Below are 22,816 nucleotides of genomic sequence, written 5' to 3'. Positions count from 1 at the left end.
GCTGGTGGACCCGTGCGGATCCGTACACCGAGCGTCGCGGGAGGTGGCGGACGCACACCCTGGGAAGCGGGCAGGCACGCGTAAAAGAGGTGCGGGACGCGTGACGCTTACCTTGTGAAGCCTGGACCCCGCTGCTACGGTGCCCGACCTCGGCAATGGCGAAAACCTTCGAAAAAGCCGTCACCGGCTTCAATCACAACATCAAGCACAAGGGGAAGGTCTACCACGTCCAGACCGAGGACTCGGGCGTCAACAACCCCCACATCATCACCCACCTGTTCGTGGGCGGGAACATCCTCGCGTCCAAGAAGACGTCCTACGCGGACATCCTCAACGCGGAGAACCTGGCGGAGGTCGTGCGCGAGTTGATGGAGGAGCAGCACAAGGAGATGCTGCGCAACCTCATCAATGGCGTGTACGACAACTACGAGTCCACGGTCCGTTCGTACCAGCCGGGCCAGCTCGCGACGGACGCGGAGGTCGCCGCGCAGCCGAAGCTGCCGCCGCAAGCCCCCGCGCAGCCGCGTCCCCCCACGCCGCCTCCGCCGCCCGCCGCGGCCCCCGCCTCACAGCTGCCTCCGGAAGTGGCCGCCGCGCGCGCCCTCAAGGAGAAGCCGCGCATCAACGAGGTGGGCGTGGAGACGCTCTTCGGAGAGGACCTCATCTCCGAGAAGAGCCTGGACGAGGTCATCCTCAGCTACCTGGCGAGCGAGGGCGACCCCTCGTAGTCCGGCGCCCGGCCCGTTCCTGGGCGGGCTCCAGGGGCGTGGTAGTCTGACCGGAGGCCTCGCGCTTCTCCGGTCATGATCCAGTTCTTCCACGTCTACAAGGCGTATCCCGGCGATCCGCCGGTGTTGCAGGACATCAACCTGAACGTGGAGAAGGGCGAGTTCGTCTTCCTCACCGGCCCGTCCGGCGCCGGGAAGACGACGCTGCTCAAGCTCATCTTCTGCGGGGAGAAGGCCACCAAGGGGCAGATATTGGTGGGCGGCAAGAACATCGCGCGCATCCGCGAGTCGGCGGTGCCGTACCTGCGGCGCAACATCGGCGTGGTGTTCCAGGACTTCAAGCTGCTGCCCCACCGCAGCGTCGCGGACAACGTGGGCTTCACGCTGGACGTGCTGGGCGTGCCCCGTCCCGAGGCGCGCGAGAAGGTGCACCGGATGCTCAAGCTGGTGGGGCTGGAGCACAAGGCGAACTCGCTGCCCCTCAGGCTGTCGGGTGGAGAGCAGCAGCGCGTGGTGATCGCGCGCGCGCTGGTGAACGACCCCACCATCCTCCTGGCGGACGAGCCCACGGGCAACCTGGACCCGGCGCTCACGGTCGAAATCATGGACCTGCTCACGGACATCAACATCCGGGGCACCACGGTGATGGTGGCCACGCACGACGCCACGCTCCTGTCGCGCTACCAGAAGCGCACGGTGCGCCTGGAGCGCGGGCTCATCGTCTCCGACGAGGACGGCGTCAAGGCGGCGCGGCGGATGCTGGTATGAGCGTGCTGTCGAAGGCGGCCTACTTCTGGCGCTCGGCGGCCGGAGGGCTGAAGCACGCGCCCTTCGTGCACTTCATCGCCGTGTCCACCATCGCCATCGCGCTGTTCGCGGCGGGGCTGGCGCGGGGCGCGTCGCACGTGGTGGACAACCTGCTCGCGTCCCTGGGCGGCGAGGTGGAGGTGACGCTCTACCTGGCGCCGCAGCTGGGCGAGGACGAGGTGCACGGCGTCCACACGCGCGTGGTGGAGCTGAGTCACGGCGAGGTGACGGTGGTGCCGCCGGAAGCGGCGCTGAAGCGGCTCAAGCAGGAGCTGGGCGACCTGGGCGAGGCGCTGTCGGAGCTGCCGGAGAACCCGCTGCCCGCGACGCTGGAGCTGCGCGTGCCGGAGGCGCGCCGTTCCCCCGCGGCGCTGGCGGCCCTGGCGAAGGAGCTGCGCGCGCTGCCCGGCGTCACCGGCGTGGACTACGGCGAGGCCGCGGTGGAGCGGCTGTCCGCCATCGCCCGTGCGCTGAGCTTCGGGGCGCTGGTGGCGCTGGTGGTGGTGCTGGGGACGACCATCGTCATCGTCGCGGCCACGCTCCAGCTGGCCATCTACTCGCGGCGCGAGGAGATTGAGATCCAGAAGCTGGTGGGCGCCACCGACCGCTTCGTGAAGGCGCCGTTCCTCCTGGAGGGCCTGTTGCAGGGGCTGTTGGGCGCGCTGGTGGCGGTGGGAGGGCTGTGGCTCTTCGGGCGGCTGCTGGGGCCCACGCTGGGCTCGCTCTTCGCGTTCCTCCTGGGGCCGGGCGTGGCCGCGCCGTGGGTGGAGACGCGCACCGCGCTGGAGCTGCTCGCGGCCGGCTGCGCGCTGGGCCTGGGCGGCAGCTTCGTCGCGGTGGGGCGCTTCCTGCGCGTATGAGGCGGCTTGTCTGGCTCATGGCCCTCCTGGGCGCTACCGCCGCGTTCGCCCAGCAGGACGAGGAGGCGGAGCGCGCGGCCATCCGCGAGAAGCTGGCCGCGCAGCGCGCGACGCTGGCCCTGGTGGAGGCGAAGAAGCTCTCCGTGCTGGAGGGCATGGAGCTGATGGAGGACATGGCCGCCTTCTCCCGCCGCCGCGTGCGCGCGCTGGAGGGCGACCTGAACCTCTTCCGCCGCCGCGTCGTGCTCGCCGAGCGTGAAGAGGCCGTGCTGCGCGAGGCCCTGCGCGCCCAGTTGCGCCGGCTGTCTCCGCGCCTGCGCACCCTGTACCGGCTCCAGCGCCGCCGCCCGCTGGAGGTGCTCCTGTCCGCGGACGACTTCGCCGCGCTCATGTGGCGCGCCCGCGCGCTGGAGGCCAGCATGGCGGGCGACCTGGAGCTGCTGCGCACCGTGCAGCACGTGGCCACCCTCCAGCGGCAGGCGACGCTGGAGCTGAAGCGGCTGCACACCTCGCTGTCGCAGCGCGTGGCCTTCCTCCAGCAACAGTCGAAGCAGGCCCAGGCCCAGCAAGAGGCGCTGGAGGAGGTGGTGGGGAAGCTGGCCGGCGAAGCGGAGCTGGCGAAGCGCGCCGTGCGCGAGCTGGAAGGCGCGGACGCGGAGCTCACCCGCATGCTGGCGGACCTGCACGAGGCCCCCGCGACCAGCGGCTTCGGCGCCCTGAAGGGCAAGCTGCCCCGGCCCGTGGCAGGCATCGTGGAGGTGGGCTTCGGCCGCGTGGTGAACCCGCGCTTCAACACCGTCACCGTGCAGAAGGGCGTGGACATCCGCGCCCCGGCGGGCACCCCCGTGCACGCGGTGGCCGAGGGCACCGTCGTCTACGCGGGCTGGCTGCGCGGCTACGGCAACCTGCTCATCGTCGACCACGGCGACGACTTCCACACCCTGGTCGCCCACCTCTCCACCATCGCCGTCGCCGTGGGCACGCGCGTGGCTCCGGGCGACGTGGTGGGGGAGGTGGGAGACACCGGCTCCCTCAAGGGCGCCTACCTGTACTTCGAGGTCCGCCGCGCCGGGCAGGCAGTCGACCCCGCCCCCTGGCTGGCCCCCGCCACCGCGGCCGCCGGGACGCCGTGACACTGTCTGTTTTGATGCGCTGCGTCCAAGATGCAGGGGCGTTAGAACCCGGTGGTCGTCGGTGGACGAAGGAGGCCCTCGTATGGACCTGATGGGTGGGATGCAGGAAGCGATGCGCCGCGTGCTGGTGGCGCGGGGTGTGGAGTCGGAGACGGTGAACGTGGGTGGGCAGGCGGTGCACCACTACGCGCTGGAGGGGCAGGGCAAGGGGCCTCCGGTGGTGCTGGTGCACGGGCTGGGCGGCTCCGCCAACGGCTTCGGCCGCACGTTCTTCGGGCTGGCGAAGCGCTTCTCCCGCGTGCTCGCGCCGGACCTGCCGGGCCACGGCTTCTCCAGCGAGTACTGCGGCGGTCCCACCTGCGTGCAAAGCCAGTTCGACGTGCTGCGCGCCTACTTCGAGGAGGTGGTGAAGACGCCCGCCCTCGTGGTGGGCAACTCGCTGGGCGGGGCCATGGCCGTCAACCTGGCCTCCGAGCATTCGGCCTGGGTGAAGGCGCTGGCGCTGGTGGCCCCCGCGGGCGCGGAGCTGACGCCGCAGGCGCTGGCGGCGCTCCTGGGGCACTTCGCGGTGAAGTCGAGCGCGGATGTGCGCGCCCTCACGCGCAAGCTCTTCCATCAGCCGCCCCTGGGCGCGCTGCTGCTCGCGCCGGCGCTGCGCAGGCTCTACACGACGCCCACGGTGCAGGCGCTGGCGGCGGACGCGCTCGCGACGCAGGCGAGCATCGCGCCCCAGGCGGTGCGGGACTTGAAGATGCCGGTGCTCTTCCTCTGGGGCGGCAGCGAGCGGCTCCTGCCCCCGGAAATCCTCGCCTGGTACCGGCAGCACCTGCCCGCCCAGGCGGAGGTGCACGTGGTGGAGGGCTTCGGCCACGTGCCGCAGATGGAGCGGCCGGACGCGTTCGTGTCCCACCTGGTGGGCTTCGCGGACCGGGCCCGCCTCTAAGGGCGGGAATCGTCCGGCGGGCCGGGTGTAGACTCGGGGGCCTTGCGACGGTTCCTTCCACCCGACCCCCGAGGACGCGCTCCCGTGACCCGTTTCCCGAAGCCGTGGCGCATGGGACTCGCCGCGCTCCTGTTGTGGGGCGCTCCCGCGCTCGCGCAGAAGCCAGGGGACGCGGCCGGCCGGGAGGAATCCGCGTACCGCCAGCTGGAGCTGTTCGCGCGCGTCCTCTCCTACGTGGAGAACAACTACGTGGAGAGCGTGGACCGCAGGACGCTCATCCAGGGCGCCATCCAGGGGATGCTCGACACGCTGGATCCGCACACCGTCTTCATGCCCCCGGAGGTCTTCCGGGAGATGAAGATCGACACGTCCGGTGAGTTCGGCGGCCTGGGCATCGAGATCGCGCGCAAGGGCGACCGGCTGGTGGTGGTGGCGCCCATCGACGACACGCCCGCGGCGCGCGCGGGCATCAAGGCCGGGGACGAGCTGCTCGCCATCGACGGGGAGAGCACCCAGGGCATGGACCTGGGCCGCGCGCTCCAGAAGATGCGCGGGCCGGCGGGGGGCCGCGTGCTGCTCACGCTCATGCGCGCGGGCTTCAACGCGCCCCGGGAGCTGGCCATCCTGCGCGACCACATCCGCATCGTGTCCGTGGAGAGCGCGCTCTACGGCGGCATCGGTCACGTGAAGGTGAAGAACTTCCAGGACCGCACGGACCTGTCGCTGAAGAAGGAGCTGGACCGGCTGCGCGCGCTCAACGGCGGCAAGGAGCTGGACGGCCTGGTGCTGGACCTGCGCAACAACCCCGGCGGCCTGTTGGACCAGGCCGTGGCCATGAGCGACCGCTTCCTGCCGGGCAACCTGCCCATCGTGTCCACGCGCGGGCGCGACGGGCGCAACGCCTCCGAGGAGAAGAGCCGCGACCGCGACACGGAGAAGGACTACCCGCTGGTGGTGCTGGTCAACGCGGGCAGCGCCTCCGCTTCGGAAATTGTCGCGGGCGCGCTCCAGGACCACGGCCGCGCGGTCATCATGGGCACGCAGACCTTCGGCAAGGGCAGCGTGCAGACCATCATCGAGCTGGAGGACGGCTCCGGCCTGAAGCTCACCATCGCGCGCTACTACACGCCCAAGGGCCGCAGCATCCAGGAGAAGGGCATCACCCCGGACTTCCTGGTGCCGGAGGACACCTCCGGGAAGGCGGGGGGTGACGCGCCGCGGGAGAAGGACCTGCGGGGCCACTTCAAGGCGGAGCCGTCCCAGGCGACGTCGGAGGTCACGGCCCAGCCCCGGACCCTGCCCGCGAACCTGAAGGATTGGGCGGTGACGGCGAAGCTCGCGGATCCACAGCTGAAGGTTGCGCTCAACTATCTCCATGGGTTGGCGCCAGGGCCCGCGTCCCGGGCCTCCGGGAGCACCGCGGGTCGCTGAAACCCCCTTTCGATGCTGGCGTTCCGCCGCGCAGTGCGTGTAATGCGCACAGCAACGAGGGAGACCGGATGCGACGTCCTTTCAATCGCGCGCTGCACGCGACGCTCAGTGGCTGGCTGGTGGGAATGCTGGCCATGGGCCCCGCGGCCGCGCAGCAGCAACACGTACCGCTGCGGCTGATGCCGCGAACGCTGCCGGCGGCGGCGGGCCCCCGCGTGGCGGTGGTGGCCATTCCCGTGGATGCCTCGCTGGAGGGTGAGGCGCTGGCGCTGACGCACTGGGCGGAGCAGGCCGTGGCCCGCTCCGGCCGGCTGGAGCTGGTGCGGCTGACGGACGCGCTGGACGCCCAGGGCGCGGCCGCGCGCCAGGCGAAGGCGGTGGAGGGCAACGCCGCGTTCAAGGACGGCGCCAAGGCCTACGACGAACTGGACACCGTGAAGGCGCTCCAGAGCTTCGACAAAGCGGTGAAGTCCTACGAGCAGGCGGACCTGTCGCGCGCGTTCCCGCTGCTCAGCCGCGCGCGGGTGATGAAGGCCGCGACGCAGGTGGCCAACGGGGAGAACAAGGCCGCGGAGCTGGAGATGCGCGGCGTGCTCGCGGTGGATCCGCGCGCCACCTTCAACCCCAACTTCTTCCCGCCCGAGCAGGTCGCCTTCGTGGAGAAGGAGCGCAAGGCGCAGCTGGACGGCGCGCAGGCCACGCTGCACGTGACCACGCAGCCCGCCGCGCAGGTGTTCGTGGACGGCACCTACCGGGGCGTGTCCCCGCTGGCGCTCACGGGCCTGACGCGCGCGGACCACTACGTGACGCTGCTGGCGCCGGGCTACACCGTGACGGAGGGGCGCGCTCGCGAGGGCGAGGCCTCCTTCTCGCTCACGAAGCTGCCCGTGCAGCAGCGCTACGCGGCGCTCGTGGAGCGCATCGCGAAGAACCCCGATGATGAAGAGCGCGACCAAGCGCTGCAGGAGCTGGGCGTGCTCGCGGGCGTGCCGCAGGTGCTGGCGCTGCTGGTGCGCGGCGGTCCGGGCAACGCGCCCCTGACCGTCACCGGCCTGCGCATGGACGTGGCGGACGGCCACAACGTGGCGTACGCGCTGGGCCAGGTGCCGCGCGGCGACGCGATGGCCACGGGCTCGGAGGCGCTCTTGACGGGGCTCGTCGCCCAGGACGCGGCGCGCGTCGACGGCAAGCCGGTGAAGCACTTCGCCAGCGGCGGAGGCGTGAGCCGCAAGACCGCGGGCTACGTGCTGCTGGCCACGGGCGTGGCGCTCCTGGCGGGCGGCATCTACTTCGGCCTGGAGTCCTCCTCCAAGGCGGACGCGTTCAAGACCGCGCCGCAGGGCAGCACGCGCGCGGAGGACCTGAAGAGCACCGGCAAGACGTACGCGCTGGTGGCGGACATCGGCGTGCTGGCGGGCCTCGTCTCCGCGGGCGCCGGCAGCTACCTGGCGTTCTACAAGAAGGGTGGGGGCTCGTCGTCCAGCACCCCCGCGAGCCCTCCGGCGCAGAAGGCCGCGCCGGCCCGTGAGTCGAAGCCCCTGGATGAGGCGCTGCCCATGCCGCCTCCGCCCGCCGCCAAGACGGAGCCGGCCCCCAAGGCGAACGCCACGCCCACGCCCGCCACCGAGCCGGCGCCGGAGAAGGCGCCCCCGCCCCCTGTCTTCGAGCCGCCCCCGACGCCGCCGCCCGCGCCGCCCGCGAAGAAGATGACGCGCAAGGAGCGCGAGGCCGAGGCCCGGCGCCAGCGCGAGGAGGAGGCCCGCCTCAAGCGCGAGGAGGAGCAGCGCAAGAAGGAGGAGGAGGCCCAGCGCAAGAGGGACGAGGAGGCGAAGCGCAAGGCGGACGAAGAGGCGAAGCGCAAGGCGGAGGAAGAGGCCCGGCGCAAGCGCGAGGAAGAGAAGAAGCGCCCCAAGCTCGACGAAGACGATCTCCGGAACTACTAGCCATGCGCCGCCTTTCATCGCTCATCGTTCCCTCGGCCCTCGTCATGGGCCTGTCCGCCTGCAGCCTGCTCGTCAGCTTCGACCCTGAAGGGCAGCCCTGCGACCGCGGCCAGTGCCTGGAGGGCTACGTCTGCCGCAACGAGGTCTGCACCTCCGAGGACGGCACCCCCACCGACGCCGGCACGTCCGACGCCGGCACCACTGACGCCGGGACCACCGACGCCGGTGGCGACACGGACGCCGGCCTCACGGACGGCGGGCTCCTGTCGGATGGCGGCGTCGGCGACGGGGGCTGAAGTCCCCCCGCGCCAAGGCCCTCACGTCACCGGTCGCCCGTCACGGTGCCGGTGACGGGGCCCTGATGCCGTTGGCCGCCGCGCCTTGTGCGTCCCTGTCTCCAGGGGGCACGGAGCCTGGGCGCGGCGCCCTGTAAACACTCCCGCACGTGGCCAGCGGGCCGCGCCGTGTCCCCCCGGACACGGCTGCCTGCCGCCCGGCGACAGCGCGAAACCCCCGTCATTCCAGCCACTTGAACGTGACGTCCGCGCGGAGGGAGCACTTCCGGTGCGTGGCATCATCCGTGCTCTGACGCGGGCCCAAGGAGGCATCATCGACATGGGCAAGCGCGTGGGAGTGCTGATGGGCGGGTGGGGCGAGGAGCGGGAGATTTCGCTCAAGACGGGGGAGGCCGTGGTGGCGGCCCTGGAGACCCTGGGGCACACCGTCACCCGCGTCTTCGCGGGCCCGGGCCTGGACCGGGCGCTGCGCGCGGCGGACATCGACGTGGCCTTCCTCGCGCTGCACGGCCGCATGGGCGAGGACGGCCGCGTGCAGGGCCTCTTGGAGCTGCTGGAGATTCCGTACACCGGCTCCGGCGTGCTGGCCTCCGCGCTGGCCATGGACAAGCCCATGGCGAAGAAGCTCTTCCAGCTCCACAACCTGGCCTCGCCCCGGGGCTACCGGGTGGCCCGCGAGGACGCGGAGCGCGCGCTGGAGCTGCACGGCGACAGCGGCTTCCCCTGCGTGGTGAAGCCCGCCAAGGGCGGCTCGTCCGTGGGCCTGTCCGTGGTGCACGACGCCGGGGCGCTGGTGCCCGCGGTGGTCCAGGCGTGCCGCTTCGGCGGCGAGGCCCTGGTGGAGCGCTTCGTCCAGGGCCAGGAGGTGACGGTGGGCATCCTCGGCGACAGCGTGCTGGGCAGCTGCGAGGTGTCCTACCCGCGCGAGGGCTTCGACTACGAGGCCAAGTACAAGGGCGGCGGCGCCCAGTACTTCCTGCCGCCCCGCCTGTCCGACACCCGCCGCGTCAACGTGGAGTCGCTCGCGCTGGCCGCCTACCGGGCCCTGGGCTGCCGGGGCTACGGCCGCGTGGACCTGATGTGCTCCGACACGGAGAACGACGTGGTGCTGGAGGTGAACACGCTGCCGGGCTTCACCCCCACCAGCCTCCTGCCGAAGATCGCCGCCCGCGCGGGCCTGGACTTCCCCGCGCTGGTGCAGGGCGTGCTGGACCGCGCCACCCGCGACGAGTCGCACGTCGCGGAAGGCCCCAGCCTCACGCCCGCCGCGCCCGTGCCCCTGCGCGTCGCGCGCTAGGTCCTCTGGCGCTCGAAGCACCTGGGACGTCGTCCCGGCATCGCCCCGACGCAGGGAAGAAGGGGGTGACAACCTGCGTCAAAGCCGCCGTTCAAAGCCTCTCGAATCCGGGGAATAGTTTGACACGACCCGGGTGGCTCCCTATTGTCCGCCGGCGATCAGTAGCCGGAAGGTCAAAGCCCTGTCTTTTCGGGCACATACGGGGCGGGGCTCAGCAGACCCACAGGCGGCGGTCAGCGTGAGCGGTCGGTCGGCATGCCGCCACGTCTGGTAGGACCGCTGGCGCCAGTGCCAGCGGGAGGGGCTGAGCGTCACCGATGACCACCGTCGAGATCATCTTCCTGGCAGTCTACTTCAGCTTGCTGAGCGTGCTGGGAGTCTACGGCTCCCACCGCTACCGCATGGCGTTTTTGTATTACCGCCACAAGTTCAAGCTGCCGACGCCCAACGGCACGCTGAAGGCGCTGCCTCGTGTAACCATCCAGCTGCCCATCTTCAACGAGATGTACGTGGTGGAGCGCCTGGTGGAGTCGGTGTGCCGCATCGACTACCCGCGCGAGCTGCTGGAGATTCAAGTGCTGGACGACTCCACGGACGAGACGTGCGCCATCGCGCGCGCGTGCGTGGAGCGCCACCGGCAGAAGGGCCACGACATCGTCTACATCCACCGCGTCAACCGCCAGGGCTTCAAGGCGGGCGCGCTGGAGAACGGCCTCAAGCTGGCCTCGGGCGAGTACGTGGCGGTGTTCGACGCGGACTTCGTCCCCAGCCCCGACTTCCTGATGCGCACGGTGCCCTTCTTCGCGGACGCGAAGGTGGGCATGGTGCAGGTGCGCTGGGGCCACCTGAACCGTGAGTTCAGCATCCTCACGCAGGCGCAGAGCATCTTCCTGGACGGGCACTTCATCATCGAGCACACCGCGCGCAACCGCGCCGGCTGCTTCTTCAACTTCAACGGCACCGCGGGCATCTGGCGCCGCACGACCATTGGCGACGCGGGCGGCTGGCAGCACGACACGCTCACGGAGGACCTGGACCTGTCCTACCGCGCGCAGCTCAAGGGCTGGCAGTTCATCTTCCTCCCGGAGGTCATCTCCCCCGCGGAGGTGCCGGTGGACATGAACGCCTTCAAGAGCCAGCAGCACCGCTGGGCCAAGGGCTCCATCCAGACGGCGAAGAAGCTCTTGCCCACCATCCTCAAGAGCGACCTGCCGCTGCTGGTGAAGCGCGAGGCCTTCTTCCACCTCACCAACAACATGGCCTACCTGCTGATGGTGCTGCTGTCCGTGCTGATGCCCATCAGCATGGTGGTGCGCTTCCAGCACGGCCTGTACGGCACGCTGTTCCTGGACCTGCCGTTCTTCATCACCGCGACGGCCAGCGTCTGCGTCTTCTACGTGGCCGCCCAGCGTGAGCGCGGCGTGAAGGGCTGGGAGCGCTTCAAGTACCTGCCCTTCCTGATGAGCCTGGGCATCGGCCTGGCCATCAACAACGCGAAGGCCGTGGGCGAGGCGCTGCTCAACCAGCAGTCGGGCTTCGCGCGCACGCCGAAGACGGGCGCCGAGGGCAAGAGCGTCAAGGCCGTGAAGAAGAGCTACCGGGGCAGCAAGACGCTGATGCCGGTGGTGGAGCTGCTCTTCGCCGCGTACTTCACCGGCGCGCTGTGGTTCGCCATCGACTCGCGCATCTACACGTCGGTGCCCTTCATCATCCTGTTCCTGGCGGGCTTCCTCTACGTGGGCGTGTCCAGCCTGCTGCAGGGCCTGGCGGGCCGGGCGAAGGCGCCGGACGCCACCCCCGCCGTGGCGTCCTCCGAGGAGCAGCCACGCCAGGCGGCCTGAGCCTTTCGCAAGCTTCGCGGTCCACCTCGCGCCGCCGCTTCCCTCCTGGGTCCCCAGGCGGGGGAGGGCGGCGCGGTGCTTTTCTCCGGGTCCTACATGCCCGCGTCGGGCACGCCGCGCAGCAGCACCTGCTCCTGGCGCACCGGGGCGGGGCCGGAGGTGGCGGGACGGCAGCCTTCGTCAATGGCGGTGCTGGACGCGGCCCTCAGCGTGAGGCCGGCGTCGGTGCAGGCCACGGCCTCCGTGGGGAAGGCGACGGGGCAGGGCGTCCCGGAGGCGCTGAAGCCGGTGGCGCGCGTCTCGCCCACGAAGCCCTCCGGCGTGCGGTGGAGGACGATGCCCACGGAGCCCGCGTCCGGGGACTCCATGCCGCCGTCCGCCCACGCTCGCACCACCGCGAGTGAGAGGGTGCGGCCGTCGTCCTGACCCAGGTAGCGGAAGGCCGGGTTTTGCGCGTGGTGGTAGTCGCCAGACAGGTCCTTCTCGCAGCCGGGCGGCACGTGGATGGGAGGCGGCACGGAGGCCGTGGCGGTCTCCACCCGGGGTGGGGCCTTGCCCGGACAGGCCGCGAGCGAGAGGACACAGAGGCCAAGGGGGAGGGTGACGAGGGCGCGGTGCATGGGGCGCGGATATTCTCCCAACGGACGGCCGGGTGGGACGGTGTTTGCTTCCCCTGGGATGACTCTCTAACCTTCGGTCCAAGATGAGTCTTCGCCGCTTCGCCATCCTGTCGCTTGTCGCCACCCTGGCGCTGCCGTCCGCGGCATTCGCCCAGGACATCGATGATCTCCTGGGCCCTTCGGAGTCGAAGCCCACGAAGCCCAAGGGCACCAAGCCCAAGACCGCGAAGCCGCCGAAGCCGACGGCCAAGCGCAAGACGCCGCCGAAGCCGACGGCGAAGCGCAAGGGCAAGGCGGGCAAGAACGCCGCCACGGCCACCGTCGAGGACGCGGCCCCCGCGAAGGCCACGCTCGCGCTCAAGCTGGGCAGCAACGCGCGCGGCGCGAAGGTGACGGTGGACGGCCAGGAGGTGAACCCGCAGACGCCGCTGGAGCTGACGCCGGGTGAGCACACCGTCGCCGCCCGCCGTCAGAACTATTCGGACTTCAACCAGCAGGTGACGCTGGCGCCGGGCCTGACGACGGAGCTGATCATCTCGCTGGAGGCCGCCACGGGCTTCGCCACCCTGCGCGCGGACGCGCCCCGCACGGTGGTGTTCGTGGACGGCAACCGCGTGGGCCCCACCCCCGTCGACAACCACCCCCTGGCGCAGGGGCCGCACGAAATCGAGTTCCGCGCGCCGGGGCTCAAGGACGTGAAGAACATCACCGTGCGCGCCGGCCAGCTCTACGTCGTGGAGGGGCGGCTGCGTCCCTCGTCTGACACGCCGACGGCGGTGGCGCAGGCGGAGGATGTGCCGCGCTCGACGACGCTGCAGCCGTCGAAGCCCGCGGAGTCGCCGGTGGACCAGCCGGGCCTGGCGCTGGGCGCCGAGCAGCCGCCGGAGGTGAAGGAGAGCACCAGCAAGTCCTGGTACCAGAAGTGGTACGTCTGGGTGGGCGTGGGCGTGGTGGCCGCCGCGGCGGGCGCCGGTGCCTACGCGATGACCCGTGGCCCCGCGGAGCTCACCCCGAACGACGTGTGCCAGGGAGTGTGTGACGGCGAAATCGGGTTCTCGGGCCTGCGCCCGGCGATGCCCGCGAACGGCGTGCGCTTCTGAACGACGCGCGGGGCGGACGTCCGCGTCCGCCCCGGTGGCGATGGCACTGGGGCCGCTTCAGTGGCCCCGCAGGTCGTCCTCGGCGCGGCCCGCGCCGGGCTCCAGCCGCAGGAAGACGTTCGTCACGCGGCCCACGCCCCAGTAGTCCAGCGCGGTGACGCGGAGGCGGAAGGGCTCGGACTCCGGCAGCAGGGCGCTGAGGTCCACCTCGTTGGGCTCGAAGCTGAAGGCGCGCCGGCCCACGTTGTCCACCTGCTCGTTGCCGACGAAGACGCTGTCCGTGAAGCCCACGGCGGCGCGGCGCGACACCTTCCCCTTCGTGTCCAGCACCTCCAGCAGGAGGAAGTTGTCCACGGCGAAGCCCTGCGTGCAGGCCGCGTCCCCGCAGAGGCGGGCCTTGGCGCCGTCCAGCAGCAGCTGCGGCGTCTCGCCGGTGGCGACGACGCGCGGCGTGCGCTCGCCCTCGCGGGTGTCCACCTCCACGTCCTCGCGCCGCTGCTCCAGGCTCGCCGTCTCACGCTCCGGCGTGGCGCTCAGCAACTGGACCGAGCGCGCTTCGGGCGGCGCGGCGGCGGTGGACGGGGGAACCTGCTTCGCGCAGGCCAGGAGGCTCAGCGCGGCGGCGGAGAGGGTCAACGTTCGCGAGTGGCGCACCCGGAGGCTTGTAGCGAGCGGCCCTGGACGGGGTCAATTAGCATGCCCCCCATGCGGACCCTCCCTGGATGGCGGCTGCTGTGTGCGTTGGTCGCGGGCCCCGTGGCCGCCGCGACACCTCCCGCCCCCGCAGCTCCCGCCATTCCGGGCGCGGGCAGCGTGGCGCCAGAGGTGCAGCTGTGCCTCCAGCATCTGAAGCCGGAGGAGCGGGACCGGGCCGCGCGGGCGCTGGGGCCGCTGGAGTCCGTGCCGCTCTACCGCGTGCAACTGGAGGTGGAGCCGAAGGAGCGGCGCGTCTGGGGCAAGGTGCAGGTGGAGCTGGTGGCCAGGGGCCCCAAGCCGGTGACGGAGCTGTACCTGCGGCTGACGCCCAACACCCGCTCCCGCCAGGTGACGCTCTCCGGCGCGAAGCTCAACGGGAAGGCCGTGGCGCTGGAGCTGGGGCCGGAGCCCACGTTGCAGCGCATCACGGTGGAGCCGCCGGTGCCTCCGGGCGGCACGGTGTCGCTGGAGGTCGCGCTCAAGGGCACGGTGCCGAAAGCCGCGCCGGGCGCGGAGTCGCTGATGGGCGCGGGCGGGCTCCTGGGCGGCGGTGCGAAGGGCGGCCCGGATGACCACGGGGCCTTCTCCGCCACGGCGGACGTGGTGAGTCTGGTGGGCGTGGTGCCGCAGGTGCCGCCGGTGGATGACCGGGGCCAGCCGTGGGCCGGTCCGCAGGGCACGGGAGACCTGGCGCTGTACGAGCCCGCGCACGTGCTGGCCACGCTCACGGTGCCGTCGGGCTGGGCGGCGCACTCCACCGGGACGCCCATGGGCGCGGTGCCCGAGCGCGACGGCCGCGTGCGCTACAGCTTCGCGGCGGCGGCGGTGCGCGACTTCCCGGTGCTGGTGACGCGCGGCTACCAGTCCGCCACCGCCACGGTGAACGGCGTCACGGTGGAGAGCCACTTCGCGGCGCGGGACGCGGCGGTGGGCAAGCGCGTGCTCAAGTACGCGTCACAGGCCCTGACGGAGTTCGAGAAGCGGCTGGGCCCGCTGCCCTACACCCACTTCCGCGTGGTGCAGGCGCCCTTGAGCGGCGGCGCGGGCGGCATGGAGTTCCCGGGGCTGGTGACGGTGGGCACGTCGCTCTACCGCGCGAAGCAGGACCCCTTGTCCATGCTGGTGGGCATGCCCGGCATGGAGGCCTTCCAGGAGCTGCTGGACGCGCAGGGCGGCGCGGGGATGCTGGCGCAGGTGAGCTCTCAGGTGGGGGCGTCCCTGGAGCGCACGCTGGAGTTCACCGTGGCGCACGAGGTGGCGCACCAGTACTTCGCGGGGCTCGTGGGCTCGGACCCCATCCACGACCCGGTGGTGGACGAGTCCCTGGCCCAGTACGCGGCGCTCCTCTACATGGAATGGGCCCACGGCCCGGAGGCCGCCGAGTCCCTGCGCAACGAGGCCCTGGTGATGCCCTACCAGTTCTTCCGGCTGACGGGCGGCAGCGACGGCCGCGCGGACCGGCCCACGGGCGACTTCGACGGCGGCGAGCTGGAGTACGGCGCGCTCGTGTACGGCAAGGCGCCGCTGCTCCACCACGCGTCGCGCAAGCTGGTGGGGGACAGCGCCTTCCTCAAGGCCCTGCGCGCCTACGTGGACACGTACCGCTTCAAGTGGGCGTGCAAGGCGTGCTTCACCCAGGAGCTGGCGAAGGCGAGCCCCGCGAACGCGAAGGCGCTGACGCAGCTGCGCACGCGCTGGTGGGAGGAGGCCCACGGCGACGAGGACCTGGGCGCGGCGGACCTCCAGGGGCTGATGGAGGCCATGGGCGGCGACATGGGCATGGGCGGCGTGAAGCTGGACGCCCAGACGCAGGAGCTGCTGGAGCAGCTGCTGCCCCAGTTGATGGGGCAGTAGGGCCCTTTCAGTCGAACAGCGCTTGCACGAACTCGCGCGGCTCGAAGCGGCGCAGGTCGGCGATCTTCTCGCCCACGCCCACCCAGACCACGGGCAGCTTCAATTCGTCGCAGATGCCGATGATGACGCCGCCCTTGGCGGTGCCGTCCAGCTTGGTGAGCGCGATGGCGCTGACGCCCACGGCCTCGTGGAACTGCTTGGCCTGCTGGATGGCGTTCTGCCCGTTGGTGGAGTCCAGGACGAGCAGCACCTCATGGGGCGCGCCGGGCAGCGCCTTGTCCATCACGCGCTTGACCTTCTTGAGCTCCTCCATGAGCGGGGCCTTGGTGTGCAGCCGGCCCGCGGTGTCCGCGATGATGACGTCCGCGCCTTCGGCCTGGGCCTTCTTCACCGCCTCGAAGATGACGGCGCTCGGGTCGCCGTTCTCCGGGCCCTTCACCAACTGGGCGCCCGCGCGCTCGGCCCACACGTCCAACTGCTCCGTGGCGGCGGCGCGGAAGGTGTCACCCGCGGCGAGCACCACCTTCTTGCCCTGGCCCGTGAGCTGCGCGGCCAGCTTGCCGATGGTCGTCGTCTTCCCGGCGCCATTCACGCCCACCACCATCACCACGTGCGGCGGGCCACCGCCCGTCAGCGAAGGCGGCACGGGCAGGTCCACCATGCGCGCCACCTCGTCGCGGATGGCGCCCTTGATGCGCTCCGGGTCCTTCAGCTCCGCGCGCTTGAGCTTGTCGCGCGCGACCTCCACCAGGTGGTCCGCGGTGCGCACGCCGATGTCGGCGGTGAACAAAATCTCCTCCAGCTCCGACAGGACGGAGTCGTCCATGGTGCGCTGGCCGCCGAACAGGCCGTTGAGGCGCGCCATGAAGCCCTGGTTCTTCGTGCGGTCCAGCCCCTGCGCCAGCGTGCGGCCGCCCTCCGCCTCCACCTTGGCGCGCGCGGCGGCCTCTTCGGCCTGACGGGCGGCCTCCGCCCGGGCCGCCTCCTGGGCGATGGCCTCGTCGCGCAGGCGCACCGCTTCGACCTGCTCCCGCTTGCGGCGCTCGCGCGTCTCGTCGTCGAGCGCCTTCTTGGCGCGGTACTCGACGCGCTTGGCCTCCTCCTCGCGCTCCTTGAGGGCGCGGACCTGGGCCTCCAGCCGGGCCTTCTCCGCCGGGTCCTTCGCGGCGTGGGCGGCGAACGAGGCCGTCTCGCGCTCACGGCGCAGCTCATCCATGCGCGCGTGGGCGTCATCCAGGTCGCGGCGCCGGGCGAGCTCCGCCTCGTTGGGCGGCAGCTCCACGCGCAGCTCGGGGCGCTCCGCGGGCAGTTGGGGCGCCTCCGCCTCTGGCTTCCCGGGGGCTTCCGGCACGCGCTTCTTGCCGAAGAGCTTTCGCGCCGCGACGAGCGCCAGGACGACGAAGACGGCCGCGCCGCCAATGCCGACAATCTCGCCGCCGGAGAGGCCCGTGTCCGGCGGGGTGCCCGTGCCCGGCTGCGTCGTCCCGCCGCCGGGAGTGGGGGCGGGGGAGGGGGCGGGGGGCACCTGCGCCAGGAGTGCGTCGAGGGGGCTAAGGGTCTTCATCGCCGCTCCGCATACACCAACGCGCAGTTGGATGCAGCGCCCGTGGCCGGGTAGAACGGCCCTCCGTCATGCGCCTTCCGCCCCTGAACGTCCTGTTGACCGCCTCCGTCCTCTTGGGGACTTCCAGCGCCTGCATCGTGGAGGCCCCCGGCGGGGCCAGCGACCAGGAGCGCCGCGCGGCCACCGTCACCCAGGTCCCCCCGCTGTCCATCCGCAGCGGCGCCAACCTGGGCGGCAAGGTGGAGGTGGTGGGCGCGTCCGTGCAGCCGGGCCGCATCCCCGCGGGGGACCAGGCTCGCGTCACCGTCTTCTTCAAGGTGCTCCAGCCGATTGAGGAGGACTACCTCGTCTTCGTGCACCTGGAGGACGCGGACGGGCGCATGGAGCGCCTCAACGTGGACCACAAGCCCGCGGGCGGCCTGTACCCCACGACGCAGTGGAAGGTGGGGGAGACGGTGAAGGACGAGTTCGTCATCGCCCTGCCGCAGGGCGCGTCGCCGCGCGCCATCAACGTGTGGATGGGGCTCTGGGAGCCGCGCAACGACAGCCGTCTGCCCATCACCAACCCGGAGGCGGTGCGCAACGACGGCCGGGGGCGCCTGCTGTTGGCGCAGGTCCCCGTGGGCAAGTAACAGGGAAAAAAACCGGAGCGGCCCTGTAAGCCGGGTTCTGTCCCCACCCCTTTCGGGATGGGCGGCGAACATTCATCTAGGGCCCTGGTTGCCCAGGGGCCTCGTCAGCGAGCAACCCGAACGCATGGGACGGGCCATCCCTGTCCCCTTTCGGGGACGCGCTCCTATTGGCTCTTGCTCCAGGTGGGGTTTACCGTGCCGTCCGAGTCACCCCGGACGCGGTGCGCTCTTACCGCACCGTTTCACCCTTACCCGCCCCCTCGCGGGAACGGGCGGTCTGTTTTCTGTGGCACTGTCCTGCGAGTCGCCTCGACTGGCCGTTAGCCAGCACCCTGCCCTCTGGAGCCCGGACTTTCCTCCCGCCATCCATGCCTGCGATGGCCGGCGTTCACCCGGACCGCTCCGGCACTCCGGGGGATACAACAGCCAGCCCGGGCGGGTCCACCTTCAGGATGGGGCGGTGTCGTGCGTCCGCCTTCGCGAGAGGGGTGGGGCGGCATGGAAGCGGTCATCTTCACGGGTATCCAGGGGGCAGGGAAGAGCAGCTTCTACCGGGAGCGCTTCTTCACCACGCACGTCCGCCTGAGCCTGGACATGCTCAAGACGCGGCACCGGGAGAAGGTGCTGCTTCGCGCGTGCCTGGAAGCGAAGCAGCCCTTCGTGGTGGACAACACCAACCCCACGGTGGCGGAGCGCTCCCGCTACATCGCGGCCGCGAAGCAGTTCGGCTTCCGCGTGGTGGGGCTCTACTTCCAGTCGAAGGTCGCGGACGCGCTCCTGCGGAATGATCAGCGCCCGGTGGAGCAGCGGGTGCCGCTGGTGGGCGTGCTCGGGACCTACAAGCGATTGCAGGTCCCCAACCCCGAGGAGGGCTTCGACGCGCTTTTCTTCGTCCGGCTGGGGCCGGACGGTTTCACCGTGGAGGAGTGGCAACGTGAAGTTCGATGAGCTGGACGAGAAGATGCGCGTGTTCGAGACCGCGCACGACCTCTGCGTGCTGCCCGGCGTGTACATGGTGGCGCGCATCGACGGGCGCGGCTTCACGCGGCTCACGAAGGAGGTGCACGCCTTCGAGAGCCCCTTCGACGTGCGCTTCCGGGACCTGATGGTCGCGACGACCGCCCACCTGGTGGACTGCGGCTTCCGGGTCGTCTACGGCTACACGCAGAGCGACGAAATCTCGCTGCTCTTCCACCCGGACGAGGACACCTTCGGACGCAAGACGCGCAAGCTCAACTCCCTCCTCGCGGGCGAGGCGAGCGCGAAGTTCTCGCTACTCCTGGGGGACCTGGCCGTGTTCGACTGCCGCATCTGCGAGCTGCCGAACGCGGAGCTCGTGCGCGACTACTTCCGCTGGCGCAGCGAGGACGCGGTGAGGAACGCGCTGAACGCGCACTGCTACTGGAGCCTGCGCCGCGAAGGGAAGAACGTGGCGGAGGCCACGGCCATGCTCAAGCGCCTGTCGGTGGCGGAGAAGAACGAGCTGCTCTTCCAGCGGGGCGTGAACTTCAACGACGTGCCGAGCTGGCAGAAGCGCGGGACGGGGCTCTACCGGGAGACGTACACGAAGGAGGCCCGCGACCCGAGGACGGGGGCGACGGTCCTCGCCGAGCGCCGCCGCCTCAAGGTGGACTACGAGCTGCCGATGAGGGATGCGTACAGCGCCTTCATCATGTCCCTGATGGAGGGCGTGGAGCGATAATCCCCGGATGACTTCGACTTCCTTCCGGGGCTGTTCGGTTCTCGCCCTCCTCGTGTTCACGGCGGGCTGTGGCACCGCGAACGAGGGCACGGCTCCGCGCGTCTCCCGCGTGGAGCCCGTGCCCCCGCCTGCGTCGGTGTGGCTGCCGGCCGGGCGCTTCGAGATGGGCTCACCGGCGGGAGAGCCGGGGAGGGACGTGGACGAAGGGCCTCGGACGGAGGTCGCGTTCGAGCGCTTCCAGATGGACGTGACGCCCGTGACGGTGCGGGCCTTCGCGGCGCGACGTGAGCAGGTGCGCGCGAAGGATCCGCAAGCGCGCTGGTGGACCGATGCGGAGACCCCGAGTGAATGGCTCGGCCGCTGCAACCTGGACTCCGAGCGCACGGATCATCCCGCGAACTGCGTGGACTGGCGCGCCGCGCGGGCCTACTGCGAGCTCGTGGGTGGTGCGCTGCCCACGGAGGCGGAGTGGGAATACGCCGTGCGTGCCTCGACGGTCTCCACCTTCTGGTGGGGCGAGTCGTTCGACGCGGAGCACGTGGTCGGCTCGGTGTCGTGCGGGGCGCGGGGTTGCCTTGGCGGCACGGCTCCGGTGGTGCATGGCGGACCGCGATGCAATGCCTGGGGGCTCTGCGACATGACCGGGAACGTGTGGCAGTGGACCGCCACCGGCTATCAGGAGCGGTTGGGCGAGGACGCGCCTCTCGAAGCCTCCGGCGTTCCGGAGAAGCCGGTCCATCGGGGAGGCTCCTGGCTCAATCACATCCCATCCCTGTTCCGGTCCGCCCACCGGGGCCTCGCCTATCCAAAGAATGGACTGACGGGAGTGGGGTTCCGCTGCGTGCACCGGCCCTGAGCGCACTCGGGGTGTCGTGGAGCCAGTTCTTCCCTCTGGGTCCGTATGTTCTGGAGGACGCTGGCCCACGGGGTCGTGAGGCGCTGTCCTACCCGGGGCGGGGGATTGCGCGCGTTCGCCCGGGTGCCGCAGGATTCGCGCTCACGCGCCAGGGGTGCCTTCGCGGCGCCGCGCGACGGTTTCGAGGGGGACGCACATGGTCATTTTCGGTTCGAGGCTCTACGGCAAGGTCGATGAGATTCCGGGCGTCGGCTACGTGGCGACGAAGTTCGGCCACATCAACTTCGTGCCGCTCATCCCGCTGGAGGGTTGGCTCGTCGTCGCCGAGGAGGGCAATGGCTGGCGGGGATCGGCCATCTCCATGAGCGGCAAGTCCGTGCTCGTGGCGTGGGCGCGCCTGCTGTTCATCATCGCGGGGGGGATTTCACTGTTCACCGGCTTCCTGGCCTTCACGAATCTCGAGTCGGCGAATGCCATCATGCTGGGCCTACTGGGCCTGGCCTGCATCGGCGGGCTGATTGCTTCGTACAAGTGGCGGTGGGTGACCCACGCGTCGCCGGAGCGCGCGCTGGAGATCGCCCAGGAGGCGGGGATCAGCGTGGAGGGCCTGTCGCAGCTGCGCAACCTGTACGCCGCTCCGGAGGCCGCCCCCGTCGCCGCGCCCGCGCAGCCGTGGACGCCGCCGGAGTCCTAGTCCGCTGTTCGCCGAAAGGCCTTGGGTTCACCTCGCATGAGTCACGTCGTTGGCATCGATCTAGGCACCACGCACTCCCTGGTGGCCGCGCTCGACAGCGCGGGCCGTCCCAACCTCCTGACCAACCGGTTGGGGCAGCGCCTCACGCCGTCGGTGGTGGGACTGGACGCGGAGGGCCGTCTCCACGTGGGCGAGTCCGCGCGAGCGCAGTTGCTCGTGCATCCGGAGCGCACCATCGCGGAGGTGAAGCGGCGCATGGGCCGCGACCTGCCGGTGACGCTCGGGGACCGGCGCTACAGCCCCACGGAGATTTCCGCGCTCATCCTGCGTGCACTGCGCGAGGACGCGGAGCGGGCGCTGGGTGGCGCGGTGACGGAGGCCGTGGTCACGGTGCCCGCCTACTTCAGCGATGCGCAGCGGCAGGCGACGAAGGACGCGGGAGAGCTGGCGGGGCTCAAGGTGGAGCGGCTGCTCAACGAGCCCACCGCTGCGGCGCTCGCGTACGGCGTGAACCACCTGGACGCCGAGCAGTACGTGCTGGTGTACGACCTGGGCGGCGGCACGTTCGACGTGTCGGTGCTGGAGATGTTCCAGGGCGTGCTGGACGTGAAGGCCTCCGCGGGCAACAACCAACTGGGAGGCAGCGACTTCGACCAGGCGCTGGCCGCGTGGCTGGGCGCGGAGTTCGAGCGCTCCCATGGTGTGTCGCTGGCCGGGAACCTGGCGGCGCAGGTGCGGCTCAAGGCCGCGGCGGAGGCCGCGAAGATCGCGCTCACGTCCGTGGAGGCCACGCCGGTCATCGTGCCGTTCCTCGCGCCGGGCCGGGGTGGCACGCCCGCGTCGCTGGAGGTGGAGGTCACGCGCGCGAGGTTCGAGGCGCTGATCACTGACCTGGTGCGCTCCACGCTCGAGCCGATGGAGAGCGCGCTGAAGGACGCGAAGCTCGCGAAGAAGTCCATCGCGGAGGTGGTGCTGGTGGGCGGCAGCTCGCGCGTGCCGTTGGTGCGCCGGTTGGTCGCCGAATACTTCGGGCGCGAGCCGCGCGACGGCGTGCACCCCGACGAGGCGGTGGCATTGGGCGCCGCGCTCCAGGCCGGGCTGAAGACGGGCGCGGTGAGCGCCGCGCACGGCATCATGATCACCGACGTGTGTCCCTTCACGCTGGGCGTGGAGGTGCAGGCGTCGGTGGGGCGCGAACGGGTGGGCGGAGTCTTTTCGCCGCTCATCCCGCGCAACACGACGGTGCCGGTGTCGCGCACGGAGACCTTCGCGACGACGGCGGACGGGCAGCGCGCGGTGGAGATCCGCGTGTTCCAGGGGGAAGCGCGGCTGGTGAAGGACAACCTGCTGCTGGACGCGTACACGGTGGAGGGCGTGCCGCCCGGGCGCGCGGGGGCGGAGAAGGTCGCGGTCACGTTCACGTACGACATCAACGGCATCCTCGACGTGACGACGCGGGTGGTCTCCACGGGCAAGGAGGCCACGCTGGTGGTGGACAAGCGCTCGCAGCGCCTGGGGCCGGAGCAGCGGCTGGAGGCGAAGGAGCGGCTGGCGAGAGAATGGGGCGCGGCTCCTGTGCCGGCGACGCCCGTGCCCGTGGCCGCGGCTGCGTCATCGGAAGCCGACGCGGATGCGCTGTTGAACGCGGCGACCGAACGGATCGCGACCGCGCCAGCGAACGTGCGTCCCCGGCTGGAAGCGCTGTGCAATGCCTTGCGCGAGGCCCGCGCGAAGGGCGACCGGAGAGCCGCTGCCCGTCTGGACGCCGAGCTGACCGACCTGCTGTTCGACCTGGGTTGAGAGCGCGTGCTGCGGACCG

At 71.2% G+C, this 22,816-nt stretch carries 21 protein-coding genes and 1 other RNA gene; 18 read left to right on the top strand and 4 right to left on the bottom strand.

Features of this window, described 5'->3' with window-relative positions; genetic code table 11:
- The first annotated feature begins 155 nt into the window (after window positions 1-155).
- The 10 genes from ACX114_RS31110 to ACX114_RS31065 all read left to right on the top strand — a co-directional run bounded on the left by ACX114_RS31110 (window position 156) and on the right by ACX114_RS31065 (window position 11,279).
- Entirely contained in the window at window positions 156-728 is a 573-nt protein-coding gene (locus tag ACX114_RS31110) for a hypothetical protein (RefSeq protein ID WP_459290539.1), read from the top strand.
- Window positions 729-803: 75 nt separating this feature from the next.
- Complete coding sequence (gene ftsE / locus ACX114_RS31105; RefSeq protein WP_459290537.1) at window positions 804-1,496, top strand: cell division ATP-binding protein FtsE; 693 nt, start codon at window positions 804-806, stop codon at window positions 1,494-1,496.
- On the top strand, window positions 1,493-2,395 hold the full coding sequence (locus ACX114_RS31100; protein WP_014399028.1) for a cell division protein FtsX: 903 nt from the start codon (window positions 1,493-1,495) through the stop codon (window positions 2,393-2,395). The genes ftsE and ACX114_RS31100 overlap by 4 nt, the downstream gene beginning before the upstream one ends.
- Window positions 2,392-3,528, top strand: a complete 1,137-nt coding sequence (locus tag ACX114_RS31095; RefSeq protein ID WP_459290534.1) for a murein hydrolase activator EnvC family protein — start codon at window positions 2,392-2,394, stop codon at window positions 3,526-3,528. The genes ACX114_RS31100 and ACX114_RS31095 overlap by 4 nt, the downstream gene beginning before the upstream one ends.
- An 82-nt stretch (window positions 3,529-3,610) precedes the next feature.
- Complete coding sequence (locus ACX114_RS31090; RefSeq protein WP_459290532.1) at window positions 3,611-4,471, top strand: alpha/beta fold hydrolase; 861 nt, start codon at window positions 3,611-3,613, stop codon at window positions 4,469-4,471.
- Between the two features lie 84 nt (window positions 4,472-4,555).
- A complete protein-coding gene (locus ACX114_RS31085) occupies window positions 4,556-5,902 on the top strand; it encodes a S41 family peptidase (RefSeq protein WP_459290530.1) in 1,347 nt (448 codons plus the stop codon).
- A 68-nt stretch (window positions 5,903-5,970) separates the two neighbouring features.
- Window positions 5,971-7,845, top strand: a complete 1,875-nt coding sequence (locus ACX114_RS31080; protein WP_459290528.1) for a PEGA domain-containing protein — start codon at window positions 5,971-5,973, stop codon at window positions 7,843-7,845.
- Window positions 7,846-7,847: 2 nt separating this feature from the next.
- A complete protein-coding gene (locus ACX114_RS31075) occupies window positions 7,848-8,141 on the top strand; it encodes a hypothetical protein (RefSeq protein ID WP_459290526.1) in 294 nt (97 codons plus the stop codon).
- Window positions 8,142-8,460: 319 nt separating this feature from the next.
- The gene (locus ACX114_RS31070; protein WP_459290524.1) at window positions 8,461-9,438 is read left to right on the top strand and encodes a D-alanine--D-alanine ligase family protein; all 978 of its coding nucleotides are present in this window, start codon (window positions 8,461-8,463) and stop codon (window positions 9,436-9,438) included.
- Between the two features lie 317 nt (window positions 9,439-9,755).
- Window positions 9,756-11,279, top strand: a complete 1,524-nt coding sequence (locus ACX114_RS31065) for a cellulose synthase family protein (RefSeq protein ID WP_459290522.1) — start codon at window positions 9,756-9,758, stop codon at window positions 11,277-11,279.
- Window positions 11,280-11,371: 92 nt separating this feature from the next.
- Here ACX114_RS31065 and ACX114_RS31060 read toward each other — a convergent pair whose 3' ends face one another.
- Window positions 11,372-11,899 (bottom strand): hypothetical protein, encoded by a 528-nt coding sequence (locus tag ACX114_RS31060; protein WP_459290520.1) that lies wholly within the window; start codon window positions 11,897-11,899, stop codon window positions 11,372-11,374.
- An 83-nt stretch (window positions 11,900-11,982) separates the two neighbouring features.
- Here ACX114_RS31060 and ACX114_RS31055 point away from each other — a divergent pair, with 83 nt between their 5' ends.
- Window positions 11,983-12,999 (top strand): PEGA domain-containing protein, encoded by a 1,017-nt coding sequence (locus tag ACX114_RS31055; protein ID WP_459290518.1) that lies wholly within the window; start codon window positions 11,983-11,985, stop codon window positions 12,997-12,999.
- 57 nt (window positions 13,000-13,056) lie between these two features.
- On the opposite strand, the gene ACX114_RS31050 is transcribed toward ACX114_RS31055, so the two are convergent.
- The gene (locus ACX114_RS31050; protein ID WP_459290517.1) at window positions 13,057-13,653 is read right to left on the bottom strand and encodes a hypothetical protein; all 597 of its coding nucleotides are present in this window, start codon (window positions 13,651-13,653) and stop codon (window positions 13,057-13,059) included.
- A 51-nt stretch (window positions 13,654-13,704) separates the two neighbouring features.
- On the opposite strand from ACX114_RS31050, the gene ACX114_RS31045 reads away from it, so the two are divergent.
- Window positions 13,705-15,549: a M1 family aminopeptidase gene (locus ACX114_RS31045; protein ID WP_459290515.1), complete on the top strand. Its 1,845-nt coding sequence runs from the start codon at window positions 13,705-13,707 to the stop codon at window positions 15,547-15,549.
- Window positions 15,550-15,556: 7 nt separating this feature from the next.
- Here the strand turns inward: ACX114_RS31045 and ftsY are convergent, their stop codons facing one another.
- On the bottom strand, window positions 15,557-17,113 hold the full coding sequence (ftsY, locus tag ACX114_RS31040; protein ID WP_459290513.1) for a signal recognition particle-docking protein FtsY: 1,557 nt from the start codon (window positions 17,111-17,113) through the stop codon (window positions 15,557-15,559).
- Window positions 17,114-17,181: 68 nt separating this feature from the next.
- Between ftsY and ACX114_RS31035 the strand changes: the two genes are divergently transcribed.
- On the top strand, window positions 17,182-17,745 hold the full coding sequence (locus tag ACX114_RS31035) for a hypothetical protein (protein ID WP_459290512.1): 564 nt from the start codon (window positions 17,182-17,184) through the stop codon (window positions 17,743-17,745).
- Window positions 17,746-17,755: 10 nt separating this feature from the next.
- Here ACX114_RS31035 and rnpB read toward each other — a convergent pair.
- An RNA gene (gene rnpB / locus ACX114_RS31030) (RNase P RNA component class A) lies at window positions 17,756-18,149 on the bottom strand.
- Window positions 18,150-18,243: 94 nt separating this feature from the next.
- Here rnpB and ACX114_RS31025 point away from each other — a divergent pair.
- From ACX114_RS31025 to ACX114_RS31005, 5 genes are all read left to right on the top strand, one after another.
- Entirely contained in the window at window positions 18,244-18,693 is a 450-nt protein-coding gene (locus ACX114_RS31025; protein ID WP_459290510.1) for an AAA family ATPase, read from the top strand.
- The gene (locus tag ACX114_RS31020; protein WP_459290508.1) at window positions 18,680-19,447 is read left to right on the top strand and encodes a tRNA(His) guanylyltransferase Thg1 family protein; all 768 of its coding nucleotides are present in this window, start codon (window positions 18,680-18,682) and stop codon (window positions 19,445-19,447) included. The genes ACX114_RS31025 and ACX114_RS31020 overlap by 14 nt, the downstream gene beginning before the upstream one ends.
- A 7-nt stretch (window positions 19,448-19,454) precedes the next feature.
- Window positions 19,455-20,303 carry a formylglycine-generating enzyme family protein gene (locus tag ACX114_RS31015; protein ID WP_459290506.1) on the top strand — a complete coding sequence of 283 codons (849 nt, stop codon included), beginning with the start codon at window positions 19,455-19,457 and terminating at the stop codon, window positions 20,301-20,303.
- 196 nt (window positions 20,304-20,499) lie between these two features.
- On the top strand, window positions 20,500-20,997 hold the full coding sequence (locus ACX114_RS31010; protein WP_459290505.1) for a hypothetical protein: 498 nt from the start codon (window positions 20,500-20,502) through the stop codon (window positions 20,995-20,997).
- Window positions 20,998-21,033: 36 nt separating this feature from the next.
- A complete protein-coding gene (locus ACX114_RS31005) occupies window positions 21,034-22,797 on the top strand; it encodes an Hsp70 family protein (protein ID WP_459290503.1) in 1,764 nt (587 codons plus the stop codon).
- Window positions 22,798-22,816: the final 19 nt, after the last annotated feature.

This window comes from Corallococcus sp. M7 (assembly GCF_054512695.1).
The sequence above is the reverse complement of the archived record's forward strand: the minus strand, read 5'-3'. Positions and strand labels throughout refer to the sequence as shown.